Annotated in this window: 13 protein-coding genes; 5 read left to right on the top strand and 8 right to left on the bottom strand. The window is 68.8% G+C overall.

The window, feature by feature from the left end:
• Positions 1 to 17: 17 nt before the first annotated feature.
• On the bottom strand, positions 18 to 662 hold the full coding sequence (fixK, locus tag AC1RJ9_RS12295) for a transcriptional regulator FixK (RefSeq protein WP_492837167.1): 645 nt from the start codon (positions 660 to 662) through the stop codon (positions 18 to 20).
• 155 nt (positions 663 to 817) lie between these two features.
• On the opposite strand from fixK, the gene fixT reads away from it, so the two are divergent.
• Positions 818 to 1,144: an oxygen-responsive sensory/signaling system negative regulator FixT gene (fixT, locus tag AC1RJ9_RS12290; protein WP_492837166.1), complete on the top strand. Its 327-nt coding sequence runs from the start codon at positions 818 to 820 to the stop codon at positions 1,142 to 1,144.
• Positions 1,145 to 1,209: 65 nt separating this feature from the next.
• Here fixT and fixJ read toward each other — a convergent pair whose 3' ends face one another.
• The 4 genes from fixJ to cydD all read right to left on the bottom strand — a co-directional run bounded on the left by fixJ (position 1,210) and on the right by cydD (position 6,853).
• Positions 1,210 to 1,839, bottom strand: coding sequence for a response regulator FixJ (gene fixJ / locus AC1RJ9_RS12285; protein WP_492837165.1), 630 nt, complete (start codon positions 1,837 to 1,839; stop codon positions 1,210 to 1,212).
• Positions 1,832 to 3,310 carry a PAS domain S-box protein gene (locus AC1RJ9_RS12280; protein ID WP_492837164.1) on the bottom strand — a complete coding sequence of 493 codons (1,479 nt, stop codon included), beginning with the start codon at positions 3,308 to 3,310 and terminating at the stop codon, positions 1,832 to 1,834. Before AC1RJ9_RS12280 ends, fixJ begins: the two co-directional genes overlap by 8 nt.
• Positions 3,311 to 3,635: 325 nt before the next feature.
• Positions 3,636 to 5,231, bottom strand: coding sequence for an amino acid ABC transporter ATP-binding/permease protein (locus tag AC1RJ9_RS12275; protein WP_492837163.1), 1,596 nt, complete (start codon positions 5,229 to 5,231; stop codon positions 3,636 to 3,638).
• Positions 5,228 to 6,853, bottom strand: a complete 1,626-nt coding sequence (gene cydD / locus AC1RJ9_RS12270) for a thiol reductant ABC exporter subunit CydD (RefSeq protein ID WP_492837162.1) — start codon at positions 6,851 to 6,853, stop codon at positions 5,228 to 5,230. The genes AC1RJ9_RS12275 and cydD overlap by 4 nt, the downstream gene beginning before the upstream one ends.
• 123 nt (positions 6,854 to 6,976) lie before the next feature.
• Between cydD and AC1RJ9_RS12265 the strand changes: the two genes are divergently transcribed.
• From AC1RJ9_RS12265 to AC1RJ9_RS12250, 4 genes are all read left to right on the top strand, one after another.
• Positions 6,977 to 8,542: a cytochrome ubiquinol oxidase subunit I gene (locus tag AC1RJ9_RS12265; protein WP_492837161.1), complete on the top strand. Its 1,566-nt coding sequence runs from the start codon at positions 6,977 to 6,979 to the stop codon at positions 8,540 to 8,542.
• Positions 8,543 to 8,556: 14 nt separating this feature from the next.
• Positions 8,557 to 9,708 (top strand): cytochrome d ubiquinol oxidase subunit II, encoded by a 1,152-nt coding sequence (gene cydB / locus AC1RJ9_RS12260; RefSeq protein ID WP_492837160.1) that lies wholly within the window; start codon positions 8,557 to 8,559, stop codon positions 9,706 to 9,708.
• Between the two features lie 14 nt (positions 9,709 to 9,722).
• Positions 9,723 to 9,845 (top strand): cytochrome bd-I oxidase subunit CydX, encoded by a 123-nt coding sequence (cydX, locus tag AC1RJ9_RS12255; RefSeq protein WP_492837159.1) that lies wholly within the window; start codon positions 9,723 to 9,725, stop codon positions 9,843 to 9,845.
• A gap of 255 nt (positions 9,846 to 10,100) precedes the next feature.
• The gene (locus AC1RJ9_RS12250; RefSeq protein WP_099575770.1) at positions 10,101 to 10,553 is read left to right on the top strand and encodes a chemotaxis protein CheW; all 453 of its coding nucleotides are present in this window, start codon (positions 10,101 to 10,103) and stop codon (positions 10,551 to 10,553) included.
• A gap of 74 nt (positions 10,554 to 10,627) precedes the next feature.
• Here AC1RJ9_RS12250 and AC1RJ9_RS12245 read toward each other — a convergent pair whose 3' ends face one another.
• From AC1RJ9_RS12245 to yidC, 3 genes are all read right to left on the bottom strand, one after another.
• Positions 10,628 to 11,107 carry an ASCH/PUA domain-containing protein gene (locus AC1RJ9_RS12245; protein WP_492837158.1) on the bottom strand — a complete coding sequence of 160 codons (480 nt, stop codon included), beginning with the start codon at positions 11,105 to 11,107 and terminating at the stop codon, positions 10,628 to 10,630.
• Positions 11,108 to 11,337: 230 nt separating this feature from the next.
• A complete protein-coding gene (yihA, locus tag AC1RJ9_RS12240; RefSeq protein WP_492837157.1) occupies positions 11,338 to 12,027 on the bottom strand; it encodes a ribosome biogenesis GTP-binding protein YihA/YsxC in 690 nt (229 codons plus the stop codon).
• Complete coding sequence (gene yidC, locus AC1RJ9_RS12235) at positions 12,027 to 13,883, bottom strand: membrane protein insertase YidC (protein ID WP_492837156.1); 1,857 nt, start codon at positions 13,881 to 13,883, stop codon at positions 12,027 to 12,029. Before yidC ends, yihA begins: the two co-directional genes overlap by 1 nt.
• Between the last annotated feature and the right edge of the window lie 7 nt (positions 13,884 to 13,890).

Genomic DNA, 13,890 nt, shown 5'->3' with positions numbered 1-13,890 from the left:
GCCTGGGCGGATTTGGATCAGTCGACCATCCGCTCCAACGCCCGACGATCCTGCAGCACCACGCACCGCACGCTGGGCAGGGCGATCAACCCCTCGTCCTGCAAGGCCGTCAGTGTCCGGGACACCGTCTCGATCGTCAGGCCCAGATAGTCGGCCATGTCCTGGCGGCCCATCGGCACGTTCAACTCGGCGCGGGCGTGAGTGCGTTCAGCGATATCCAGCAGCAGGCCGACGACCCGCTCCTGGGCCGAGCGACGGCCCAGCATCAGCACGTGGTCCTGGCTGCGCTGCAGGACCTCGGCGGTCAGGCGGAACAGAGCCCGGGCGGCGTCGCTGCGCGTCGCGGCCAGATCGCTGAGCGCCCCGCGCCGGATCATCCGGATGCTGGCGTCGGTCAGGGCCTCGGCCGTGATGCGGTGAGCATCGGCCATCTCCAGGCCGAAATACTCGCCAGCGAAGTGGAAGTCGTCGATCTGGCGGCGACCGTCGCGCAGGATGCGGTAGGTCCGCACCGCGCCGGTGACGACTTGGTAGACATAGTCGGCGGCCTCGCCCTCGCCGAAAATCTCCTCGTCGCGCGAGAAGCGCGAGCAGGCGCCCGGAATGGCCAACACGGAATCGAGGGCGCCCGGAGCGGCGTCGATGCGAAGCGGAGACAGCATGGAAAGACCCTTCTGATAGTGGGGTCATGCGCCTATTCCCGACGCCGCGATATTCGGGAGCCGCGCCTAAGGAAACCCCCTTACGCGGGCGTGCGGGTGGCGAGTGTTTGAGGCGGATCAACCCGCGCGGACAGGTGTCCAGGCAAGATGGCGCCATGTCGGATCGTCCCCTCATCCTGCTGCTCGTCGAGGACGAGCCCCTGCGCGAGGCGCTACGCTTCTCGCTGGAGACCGAGGGTTATGCGGTGGGAACGCGGCCGGATGGGCGACCGGCGGCGGCGGTGGTCATCGACGATGATCGAGAGGACTGGCCGGCCGTGGGGGAGAGCCCGACGATCGTGCTGACCGGCGACGCGGAGCGGCTGCTGCGGCGAGGCGTGCGCGGCGTGTCGCTGGTGGAGAAGCCGCTGCTGGGGGATGCGTTGAGCGTGAGGCTGAGCGAAGTCCTGAAATTCAACCAAAGCCTGTTATCGCGGCCGTAGCGAGGCGGACAGGGGCATCTGGAGCCCTTTGCGCTTTGGATGCTTCCATCCAACGCTACAGCGCCCTAGGTCTGCCCCCGCACCGACAGCGTCATCCGCACCAGCGCCGCCAGGTTGTCGGCCTGCATCTTGGTCATCAGCTTGGCCCGATAGATCTCCACCGTACGCGGGCTGATGCCCAGTTCGCGGGCGATGACCTTGTTGGCGTGGCCGGCGACGACGCCGTCCAGCACCTGGCGTTCGCGTTCGGACAGGGTCTCCAGGCGATGCAGGATGGCGGCCTGGTCGTCGGTGACCGGGGCGGCCTCGGCGGCTTTGATGGCGCGACCGAGCGCATCCAGCATGCGGGCGTCCGAGAACGGCTTCTCGATGAAGTCCACGACACCCGAACGCATGGCCTCGACGGCCATCGGGATGTCGCCGTGGCCGGTGATCATCACGATCGGCATCTTGACCTTCAGGGCCGCCAGGCGCGCGACCAGCTCCTGGCCGCTCATCTCCGGCATGCGCACGTCGGTGATCACCACACCCGGCTTGGCGTCTGGCAAAGCCTCGAGGAAGGCCGGGGCGCTGGCGTAGGCGACGACCTCGAAGTCGGCGGACTCCAGCAGGAAGGCCAGAGACTCGCGAGCGCTCTCGTCGTCGTCGACCACGTGCACGACGGCGGTCGGGGTCGCCAGGGGGGCCTCACTCATCGACGGGTTCCTTCTTGTGATCGGCGGGCGGCAGGGTGAAGCGGAACAGCGCCCCGCCGCCGGGATTGGCCTCGGCCCAGATGCGGCCGCCATGGGCTTCGATGATAGAACGCGAGATCGACAGGCCCACCCCCATGCCCTGCGGCTTGGTGGTCATGAAGGGCTGGAACAGGCGCTCCAGCACCTCGGGCGCGATGCCCGGGCCGGTGTCGGCGACGCTGACCTGCGACCAGCCCTGGTCGGTCACGGCGCTGGTGATGGTCAGCGCCTTCCGCCGCGCGCCGTTCTCCTGCATGGCGTCGATGCCGTTGCGGATCAGGTTCAGCAGCACCTGCTGCACCTGGACCCGGTCGGCATAGACGGCGTCGGCCGCCGGATCCAGGGAGAGGCGCACATCGACCTGGCGGTCGCGCTCGCCGATCAGGGCCAGGGCCGAAGCCTCCTCGATCAGCTTGGACAGGCTCTCGTCGACCCGCTCGCTGGCCCCGCGGCGGACGAAGTCGCGCATGCGGTGGATCACCTCGCCGGCCCGCAGCGCCTGGGCGGCGGCGCGGTCGATGGCGTCGCGGACCTTGGCCTGGTCGGCCTCGCGGCCCCGGTCGATCAGGCGGCGCGAGCCGGTCAGGAGGTTGGCGATGGCCGACAGCGGCTGGTTCAGCTCGTGGGCCAGGGTCGAGGCCATCTCGCCCATCGCCGTCAGTCGCGAGACGTGGACCAGCTCGTTCTGCAGCTCCTGCAGGCGGGTCTCGGTCTCCTGGCTCTGGGTCAGGTCGCGGATGAAGCCGGTATAGGAGGGCATCGGCCCCTTGGTCTCGCCGACCGCCAGCTCCATCGGGAAGGTCGAGCCGTCCTTGCGCAGGCCGACCACGACGCGGCCCACGCCGATGATCCGCTTGTCGCCGGTGCGGTGGTAGCGCTGGATATGGTCGTCGTGGGCGGCCGCATGCGGCTCGGGCATCAGCAAGCCGACGTTCTTGCCGAGAACCTCGGCGGCGGTCCAGCCGAACATCCGCTCTGCTGCGGGGCTGAACGAGGTCATCAGGCCGTCGCGGTCGATGACCACCACCCCGTCGGGCACGGTGTCGAGGATCGAACGCAGGTGGTCGTTGACCGCCGCCTCGCGCCGCCGCGCGGCGTGGAACCAGCCGCCGCCCACGGCCATGCCGAAGCCGACCGACAGGAAGATCGCCGCGCACAGGCCGCTGACCAGGTTGAACGGGATCTCGCGCGTCACCCACCAGACGCTGGCCCAGGCGAAGGTGGTGGCGAAGGCGCCAGGGCCCAGGCCGCCGAGCGCGGCGCTGACCAGCACCGCCGGCACGAACAGCAGGAATGACGAGGGCGCGGTGAACGCCGCCGGCAGGTACAGGCGCGCCACCGCCGTCGCCATCACCGCCGCGAGGGCGGCCAGGTAGGCGGTGGGATGTGGATCGCTATAGAGCGTCGAGGACAGGCCCCGGGCTGGCTTCATGGGTGTTCTCAGTCTCGAAGTCCTTATAGCCGGACGGGTTTGAGCCAGGTCAAGGCGCGGTTATTGCGTAGGTCTGAGGCTGGACGTTCCAAGCAATCGGAGCGTTCGAATGTCTGACGGGCAAATGGCGTACCTGGGTCTGGTGATCGCGGCGTTCTCGGCGTTCGCCGTGGTGCTGTTCGTGACCTACATCCGCGTGAACATGAAGTAGAGGATCCCAAGTCGAGCTGGGAGTTCCCCCAAAGCCCGATTTCCCCGGCGAACGCCGGGGCCCAGATTCATCCGGAGCCTTTGGGGTTTTCGCGACAGCGCTCGCGTCCAATCCTCAAACTTTGGTGAGTTCGATCTGGGCCCCGGCGTTCGCCGGGGAGATCGGGTTTTTGTTTGCATTCATCTCCAGCCGCCGCCCGCAGATCGCCGCCGGCGCCGCGCGGTGGCTGACCAGCACCAGGCCCTGGCCGGTGCGGTCCAGACGCTCTCGCAGCCGCTCCACCACCATCATCTCGGTCGCCGCATCAAGGCCCTCGGTGGGCTCGTCCAGCAGCAGCCACGGCGCGTCTCGCAGATAGGCCCGCGCCAGGGCCAGGCGCCGCCGCTCGCCGCCCGACAGCCGCTCGCCGTCGTCACCGAGATAGGCGTCCAGACCCCGCGGCGCGGCGCGGATGCGATCGGCGAGGACGGCGGCTTCCAGGGCCTCCCACAGCTGCGCGTCGGTCGCCTTGGGCGCGGCCAGGCGAAGGTTGTCGCGCACCGTGCCGGCGACCAGGCCGGCGTCCTGCGGCAGCCAGGCGAAGGTCGAGCGGGGGAGGGCGGCTTGGCCGCGCAGGCCCAGTAGGGCCTCGATGGCGCTGGTCTTGCCGCAGCCGGACGGGCCGACGACGGCCAGACGTTCGCCGGGACGCAGGGTCTGGCCGAGGATGGTCACGCTGGGCGGCGTCTCCGGCTTCGGCGTGATCGCCTGAGGGCGATGCCGCAGGATCGCGTCCAGCCGGTCCCGAGCCTCGCGCGCCGCGCCGTCCTGGTCGAAGGCGTGGGCCAGGCCGGCCAGGGCGTCGACGCTCATGGCGGCGGCCAGGCCCGCCAGGGCGGCTAGAGGCGCGCCGGCCGGGGCGGCGCTGGCGACGGCGGCGGCGACCGCGACGCCCAGCAGGGTGGCCTGGCTCATCAGGATCAGGCCCTGGGCGCGGGCGGCGGCCAGTCGCGCGGCGTCGAGCTCGGCGGCCTTGGCGTTCAACGCCTCGCCGGCCCAGGCGTCCAGGCCGTAGGCGCGCAGCTCGGCCGAAGCGGCGACGAGGGCGGCGGTGGTCTCCTTCAGCGCTCCGACCTTGGTTTGAATGGCGGCGCGGGCGGGCGTGGAAAAGCGCTTGGCCAGGGCGCGGGCGATCAGGATCGCGGCGCCGGCGGCCAGCAGGATCAGGACGGCCGGGAGCCAGCCGGCCAGGGCGGCCATCACCAGGCCCGAGCCCAGGCCGGCGACCGCGCTCCAGGGGGCGGAGAGACGGACGAAGCGGGTCTCGATCGCGTCGACGTCCTGCACCAGGCGGGCGGAAGCCTCGCCGCGCGACAGGGTCAGCGACTGGGACGGCGGGGCGGCCGCCAGGCTCTCGAACACCGCCGGGCGGATGGCGGCCAGGGCGCGCAGGGCGGCGGCGTGGCCGCTCAGGCGCTCGCCATAGCGGGCGGCGGTGCGCAGGATGGCCAGCAGCCTGATCATCGCGCTGGGGATCAGCACGTTGAAGGCATGGGCCGCGGCCAGCCCCGCCAGGCCGGCGGCGGCGCTGGCGACGATGAACCAGCCGGACAGCCCCAGCAGGATGGTCGAGGCCCCGCCCACGACCACGGCGCTGGCGATCGCCAGCCGCAGGGCGCCGGCGCGCTGGCGCTTCTGGGCGCGGATCAGGTCGTCGAGGGGGCTGGTCACAGGCGGATCACTTGGTCGGCGAGGGCCGCGACGGCCTCGGAGTGGGTGGCGATCAGGGTCGTGCGGCCCTTGGCGGCCACGCGGATGGCGGCCAGCATCTGCTCTTCCGCGACCGCGTCGAGATTGGCCGTCGGCTCGTCCAGCAGCAGGATCGGGGCGGGCTTGAGCAGGGCGCGGGCCAGGGACAGGCGCCGCCGCTCGCCGCCGGACAGACCGCTGCCGCGCTCGTCGAGCACGAAGTCGAGGCCGCCGGGGCGGTCGAGGGCCAGACCGACGGCCCTGGCCGCCGCCTCGATCTCGGCGCGGGTCGCGTCACGGCGGGAGAGGGCGATGTTGTCGGCGATCGAGGCGGGCAGGATCAGCGGCGACTGGCCGGCCCAGGCGATGTCGGCGGCGCGGGGCGCGGCGCCGTCGATCAGGATTTTCCCGCCGGTCAGGGGCGCGAGATCCAGCAGCAGGTTCAGCAGCGAGCTCTTGCCCGCGCCGCTGGGACCCACGAGGGCGGTGATGGTTCCGGCCTCGGCGGTGAGGTCGAAGGCGTCCAGCGCGGGGGCGTCGGTGTCGGCATAGCGGACGGTGACGCCCTCGAAGCGGATGGTGGGGGCCTGGGTCAGCGGCGTCGTGGTCGGTCTGGCGGCCGGGAGCTTGAATGTCGCGAGACTGGCCGAGGCCGCCTCGGCCGCCTGGCGGTCGTGATAGGCCGCGGCCAGGCGGCGCATCGGGGCGTAGATCTCCGGCGCCAGGGCCAGGACGAAGAAGGCGCGCTTCAGATCCAGGGTCTCGGGAACCGGGAACGGCAGCAGGCGCAGCAGGTTGAAGCCGCAATAGACCGCCACCAGCGCCACCGACAGGGCCGCGAAGAACTCCAGCGCCGCCGAGGAGACGAAGGCCACGCGCAGCACGCGAATGGTGCGCTCGGCCAGCTCGGAGGCCGAGCGGCGCAGGGCGGCGGTCGTCGTTCCCTCGGCCTGGAAGGCCAGGACCACCGGCAGCGCGCGAACGCGGTCGAGGAACAGGCCCGACAGACGCTCCAGGGCCAGGAACTGGGCGCGGCTCTCGGCGGCGGCGGCCGTGCCGGACAGGATCATGGCGGCGATGAAGGGAATGAGCGTGGCCAGCAGAATGCCGGCGCAGATCGGGCTGGCGATCGCGGCCACGGCGATCATCACCAGCGGCAGCACGGCGGCCGACAGTCGCGCGGGCAGGAAGCGGGCGAAGTGGCCGTCCAGCGCCTCGACGCCCTCTACCAGGGCGGTGACGGCCTGGCCCGTCGGGCGACGCGGGCCAGCGAACACGGAACGGGCCAGGTCGGCGCGCGCGGCGGCCTTGGCCTGGGCGGCGGCCTGCGCGCCCGCTTCACCCGCCGCGCGGGCCAGCCAGCCCCGCAGGGCCCCGGCCACCACGATCGCCAGCAGGGATAGGCTCAGAGCCAGCGTTCCGCGCTGACTGGCTATCGCATCGACGCTGAACGCCAGACCCGCGGCGAAGCCGATCGCGGCCAAGCCGTCCAGCAGCACGAACGTCCGCGCGCGGCCCCTTGCGGACCCGCCGCGCCGGCTGGCCTGTTCGAGCCACGTTCTTGGTTCAACGGAACCATCAATCTGCACTATGTCGGCGCCCATCGGTTGAGTGTAGGCTGGTTTCGTCCGCGAGCCTTGATCCCGATCAAGGAGTGGGCGGTCGCGGCGGTCTAGGGAAGAGTCCTCGAACGGCGTGATCATCGGCCGTTCGTCTCGGAGCTGTCCATGGACCCCGCCGTCATCGACCTATCGCGACTTCAGTTCGCGCTGACCGCCCTATACCACTTCCTGTTCGTGCCGCTCACCCTGGGGCTCAGCTTCATGCTGGTCATCATGGAGAGCATCTATGTGATGACCAAGCGACCGATCTGGCGGACCACCACCCGCTTCTGGGGCATGCTGTTCGGCATCAACTTCGCCTTGGGCGTCGCCACCGGCATCACGATGGAATTCCAGTTCGGTATGAACTGGTCCTACTACTCGCACTATGTCGGCGACATCTTCGGCGCCCCGCTGGCGATCGAGGGCCTGATGGCCTTCTTCCTGGAAGCCACCTTCGTCGGGCTGATGTTCTTCGGCTGGGACAAGCTCAAGCCCGTCGGCCACCTGTTCGTGACCTTCATGGTCGCCCTGGGCACCAACCTGTCGGCCCTGTGGATCCTGGTCGCCAACGGCTGGATGCAGAACCCGATCGGCGCGGCCTTCAACCCCGACACCATGCGCATGGAGGTCTCCAGCTTCCGCGACGTGCTGTTCAACCCGGTGGCCCAGGCCAAGTTCGTGCACACGGTCAGCGCCGGCTATGTGATCGCCTCGGTCTTCGTCCTGGGCGTCTCGGCCTGGTACCTCCTGAAGGGCAAGTACATCGGCGTGGCCAAGCGGTCGATGACCGTCGCCGCCGCCTTTGGTCTCGCGTCCTCGCTGTCGGTCGTCGTGCTGGGCGACGAGAGCGGCTACGCCCTGACCGACAACCAGAAAATGAAGCTCGCGGCCCTGGAGGCCATGTGGGAGACCGAGCCCGCCCCGGCCGGCCTGACGGCCTTCGGCATACCGGACCTGAAGGAACGCAAGACCCACGCCGAGATCAAGATCCCCTACGTCCTGGGCCTGATCGCCACCCGCAGCTTCGACACGCCGGTGGAGGGCATCTTCCAGCTGGTCGCCAAGGCGCAGGACCGCATCGAGTCCGGCGTGATCGCCTATGGCGCGGTCGAGACCCTGAAGGCCAATCCCAAGGACATGACCGCCCGCGCCACCTTCGAGGCGCACCGTCGCGACCTGGGCTACGCCCTGCTGTTGAAGCGCTATGTCGCCGATCCGCGCCAGGCCTCGCCCGAGCTGATCCAGAAGGCGGCCTGGGACACGGTGCCGCCGGTGCCGGTGATGTTCTGGGCGTTCCGCATCATGGCCGGGATCGGCTTCCTGATGATCGCCCTGTTCGCCACGGCCTTCCTCCTGGTCACCCTGCGCAAGCACGACACCAAGTGGTTCCTGGTCATTGCCGTGGCCGCCATCCCGCTGCCGTGGATCTCGACGGAGCTGGGCTGGGTGCTGGCCGAGGTGGGCCGTCAGCCCTGGGCGGTGGACGGCGTGCTGCCGACCTTCCTGGGCGTCTCCAGCCTGTCCGTGCCGCAGCTGCTGACCAGCATCGCGGCCTTCACCCTGCTGTACGGCGCGCTGGCCGTGGTCGAGATCGGCCTGATCCTGCGCGCCATCAAGAAAGGCCCGTTCGCTCAGCACGATCCCGTCCCGGACGGGGAATCGGCCGAGCCTGAACCGGCCGTCGCCTAAAGGAGCGCTGAGTCATGGAACTCCCAATCGACTACGCCACCCTTCGCGTCCTCTGGTGGGCCCTGTTGGGCATCCTCCTGATCGGCTTCGCGCTGACCGACGGCTTCGACATGGGCGTGGGGGCCTTGCTGCCCTTCGTCGCCAAGAACGACGCCGAGCGGCGCATGGTCATCAACACCGTCGGCGCGACCTGGGAAGGCAACCAGGTGTGGTTCATCCTGGGCGGCGGGGCGATCTTCGCGGCCTGGCCGTTCGTCTACGCCATCAGCTTCTCGGGCTTCTATCTGGCCATGTTCGTGGTGCTGGCCGCGATGATCATGCGGCCGGTCAGCTTCAAGTACCGCTCCAAGCGGCCAGACCCTCGTTGGCGGTCTTTCTGGGACTGGGGGCTGTTCGTCGGCGGTTTCGTGCCGGTGCTGGTGTTCGGCGTGGCCATGGGCAATGTGCTGCAAGGCGCGCCCTTCCGCCTGGATACCGACCTGCGGGCCTTCTATGAGGGCGCCTTCATCGGCCTGTTCTCGCCCTTCGCCCTGGTGTGCGGCCTGCTGTCGGTCTCGATGCTGGTGCTGCACGGCGCGGCCTGGTTGACCATCAAGGCCGAGGAAGGGCCGGTCACCGAGCGGGCCCGCCTGTTCGGCGAGATCGCGGCCCTGGCCAGCATCGTGCTGTTCGCGGCCGGCGGCTTCTGGGTCGCCTTCGGCGGCCTGGGCTTCCGGATCGAGGGTCTGGCCGATGCGGCCGGTCCGTCCAACCCGCTGCGCGGCGCCGCCGCCGTGCGGGCTCCGGGCGCCTGGCTCGACAACTACGGCCGCCATGGCTGGATGGTCATCGCCCCGGTCCTGGGCTTCGTGGGCGCGGCTCTGGCCCTCTACGGCCTGCGGTTCAACAAGGCTTGGGCGGCGTTCAGCGGCTCGTCGGCCTCGGCGGTCGGGATCATCGCGACCGTGGGTCTGTCGATGTTCCCGTTCATCCTGCCCAGCAGCTTCGATCCGCGCTCCAGCCTGACGGTGTGGAACGCCTCGTCGACCCACCTGACCCTGTTCGTCATGCTGATCGTCACGGTGATCTTCCTGCCGCTGGTCCTGCTCTACACGACCTGGGTCTACAAGGTCCTGTGGGGCCGCAGCACGACCGGCGCCCTCGCCACCAACCCCGACCTGTACTGAGGAGCTAGAAAGTCATGTGGTACTTCACCTGGATCCTCGGTCTCGGCCTCGCCGTCGCCTTCGGCGTGCTGAACGGCGTCTGGTACGAGTTCAATCTGGCCGACGAGGGCGACGAGGGTCTGTCGGAGGAACTCTAGCTTTTCTTGTCATCCCGGAAGCGCGTAGCGCTGTCCGGGATCCAGGGGCCAAGCCCAGTGCGGTTGCCCCTGCGTCCCGGCTCTCCTCTTCGCTGCGGCCGGGATGACAAATTTTAAAGCCGCGACAATCCGGCGCGCTCCCTCAAGCTCAGACTTAACGGTTGTTAAAGACGGATGGGCTCTTGTGGCAGGGAGCCCGAGAGCGCGTCGAACACGCTGCCCCGGGCCCGCTGAATTAGACCCGGGGACACCGCCATGACCGACACCACCGCGCCCGCGCTGGAGCTGATCTCGTTCTGCATCGGCGAGCAGGAATTCTGCATCGACGTGAAGACGGTTCGCGAAATCCGCGGCTGGACCCCGGCCACCCCGATCCCGCACGCGCCGGCCTATATGCGTGGCGTCATCAACCTGCGCGGCGCGATCATGCCGGTCATCGACCTGCGCAACCGCCTGGGCCTGGGCGTCACCATCCCCGAGACCCGCCACGTGATCGTGGTGGTCGAGTGCCAGGATCGCCTGGCCGGCATCCTGGTCGACGCCGTGTCGGAAACCTTCACCGTGCCGCGCGACAGCCTGCAGCCGGCCCCCGATGTCGGCGTGGAAGAGCTGCGCTACATCCAGGCCATCATCTCGATGGAAAACCGCCTGATCACCTATCTGCGCATGGACGACGTGTTCCCGGCCGTGGTTCGCGAAGCCGCGTAGGCTTCGTCTCTCCGGACAAAAGAAAAGCCGCCGAGGGTGACCTCGGCGGCTTTTCTCTGTCTGGTGCTCGGCGATCAGCCCTTGCGGACGATCCGCGCCGCCGCGGCGTGGAAGCCGGCTTCGGCGGCGGCGAGGTCGGCCACGGCGCCTTGGCGCTCGGCCGCGACGCCCATGTTGCTCGCCGCGTAGCTCTCCGAGACCTTGCGGGCCCCCTGGGCGCGCAGGGCCGCGTTGGAGGCGGCGGTCTCGTGCCACTGCGCCAGGCTGTCGACGGTGACCTCGGCGGCGGCGTCCGGGTGCGGAGGGACCTCGCCGAAGCCGATGGCCACGAAGCCGTGGATCACGCCGCCATAATCCTCCTCCGACAGCAGGAAGGTGATCTGGCGCTCTTCGCTCTGGCCGGTATAGGCGTCGTCCTCCGGATCGAACTCGCGCAGCACCAGAATGTCGCCGACCTTGAAGTCACGGTCGTTGCGGCGGATCTCGAAGCGCTTCTGGCCCGAGCGCACGGCGGCGAAGTATTTAGGCCAGGTCTTGAGTTCGTGGCGGGTCATGGGCGGCGGACTTTCGAAACTAGAAAGCGGGCGGTTCTGGCGGCCGAAGCCTAGCGCAGGGTTAACCGTCCAAACATATCCCCAAATTCCGATTTCCCCGGCGAAGGCCGGGGCCCAGATTCATCCGGGCCGGCTTGGGTGAGCGCGCCATCCGCCTCATCAGCTTCCGACGCGCTCGTGGGCTCGATCTGGGCCCCGGCCTTCGCCGGGGAGATCGGATTATTGTTGTCTCACTCGTCGATACACAACCGGACGATCTCGGCCCGCAGCTCCGGCATGCCCAGGCCCTTCTCGGACGAGGTGGCCAGCACGCGCGGGAAGGCGGCGGCGCGCTTGGAGATCGCCTTCAGCGTCTCGGCCACGACCTTGTCGACCTCGTGCGGCTTGATCTTGTCGGCCTTGGTCAGGACGATCTGATACGAGACCGCCGCCGTATCCAGGGCGTCCAGCGCCTCCAGGTCGACCTTCTTGAGGCCATGGCGGGCGTCGATCAGCACATAGACGCGCTTCAGGTTCGGGCGGCCGCGCAGATAGGCCCGGCCCAGGTCCTGGAACTTGTCGGCGATCGAGCGCGAAACGCGGGCGAAGCCGTAGCCGGGCAGGTCGACCAGGCGCACCTGCTCGGCCAGCAGGAAGAAGTTGATCTCCCGCGTGCGGCCCGGTTCGTTCGAGGCGCGGGCCAGGTACTTCTGGCCGACCAGGCCGTTGATCAGGCTGGACTTGCCGACGTTGGAGCGACCGGCGAAGGCCACTTCCGGCAGATCCGCGGCGGGCATGGCGTCCATGCGCACCGCGCCCATGATGAACGAGACCGGCTGGGCGAAGAACACCCGCGCCGTCTCGATCTGCTCGTCCGTGAAATCGGCCGCGCCCGGCAGGACGCTGGGGAGTTCGCCGGGAAGGTTGGGTTCGTCGCTCATCAGGTGGCGTTAGCAGGTTTGCCCTGCAAGCGGGCGATGATCTTGTCGATCGGGTTCTCGACCTTGTAGCGGCGCATGATGATGTACTGCTGGATGATGGTCAGGACGTTGCTCCAGCACCAGTAGATCACCAGGCCCACGGCGAACTGCGACAGGGTGAAGGTGAAGACGATCGGGAACAGCTGGAAGATCCGCTGTTGCATCGGGTCGCCCGCCGGCGGGTTCATCGCCGTGGTCAGCCACATGGTGAAGCCGTACAGCAGCGGCCAGACGCCGATGTGCAGGGTGGTCGACAGGAAGGCGCCGATCAGCGGGGCGTGGGCCGGGTCCCAGGGGATCAGGCCGAACAGGTTGAAGATCGTCGTCGGATCGCGCGCGGAGAGGTCGTGGATCCAGCCGAAGAACGGCGCGTGACGCATCTCGATGGTGACGGTCAGCACCTTGTACAGCGAATAGAAGACCGGAATCTGCACCAGCATGGGCAGGCAGCCCATCATCGGGTTGATCTTCTCCTTGGCGTACAGGGCCATCATCTCCTGCTGCTGTTTGGCGGGATCGTCCTTGTGCTTGGCCTTCAGCTTCTCGACCTCGGGGGAGATCTTCTTGATCTTGGCCATGCTCTCATAGCTCTTGTCCGCCATCGGATAGAGGATGAGCTTGAGCAGGACGGTCAGCGCCATGATCGCCAGGCCGAAGTTGCCGACCAGACGATAGAAGATCTCCAGGATGTTGAAGATCGGGCGCGTGAAGAAGCGGAACATGCCCCAGTCGACGGCGTCGTCGAAGCGCGGGATTTCCGCCTTGGCGCTGCTCCAGAACTCCCAGATGGCCGGGGCGGGCGTCGCGCCGTACTCGTACTTGCGCAGCAGCGGCACGGTCTTGGCGCCGGCGAACAGGCGGGTCTTCTGGGTCAGGGTCGCGCCCGGGTTCAGGGCCTGGGTCGGGCCGACGAAGTTGACGTCATAGATATCCGTGCCCGAGGCCTGGGTGACGCGGTACTGGGCCTTGATGGTCTGGTCCTGGTTCGGGATCAGGGCCGCCAGCCAGTACTTGTCGGTGATGCCGGCCCAGCCGCCGACCGAGTCGAAGGTCGAGAGCGGCTTGTCCTTCTTCCACTTCTGGTACTTGGCCATTTCCAGCTTCTGGTCCTTGCCGGAACCCAGAACACCGATGGCGCCTTCGTGGACGATCTGGTTCTTGCCCAGGTGGTCGGTGATGCCCTGGCGCTGAACGGTGGCGTAGGGGGCCAGCTGGAAGGCGGCGGTCCCGTTGTTCTTGACGCTGTCGGTGACGGTGAACATCGCCTGGTCGTCCACGCCGATCACGCGGGTGAAGGTCAGGCCGACGCCGTTGTCATAGGTCAGGGTGACCGGGGCGTTGGGACGCAGCACCTGGCCCGGCGCGGCGGTCCAGACGGTGCGGCTGTCGGGCAGGCCCGGCAGGTTGGCGCCGGCCCAGCCGAAATCGGCGAACCAGGCGTGCTCGGCGCCCTCGGGGCGGAACAGCTCGACCGGCGGCGAGCCCTTGTCGGTGGTCTCGGCGTACTTGCGCAGGAACAGGTCGTCGATGCGGCCGCCCTTCAGGGCGATCGAGCCCGACAGGGCCGGAGTGTCGACCACGATGCGCGGGCTCTGGGCCTTGGCGGCGTCGCGCGAAAGGCGCAGCGGGGCCGGATTGCCGTTGGCGTCCAGGGTCACGCCCGGCTGCGTCGCGGCCTGGACCTGGGCGGCCTTCTTGGCGCGCGCCTCGATCTCGGCGCGCTTCTGCTGCGGACCCAGGATGAAGAACTGGTACCCGATCAGGATCACGAACGCGCTGACAATGAACATCAGCGTGTTTTTGTTGTCGTTCTGCATGGAGCGC

The organism is Caulobacter sp. GW822-FHT07D08, assembly GCF_058798735.1.
This window is presented reverse-complemented; position numbering and strand designations above follow the sequence as displayed.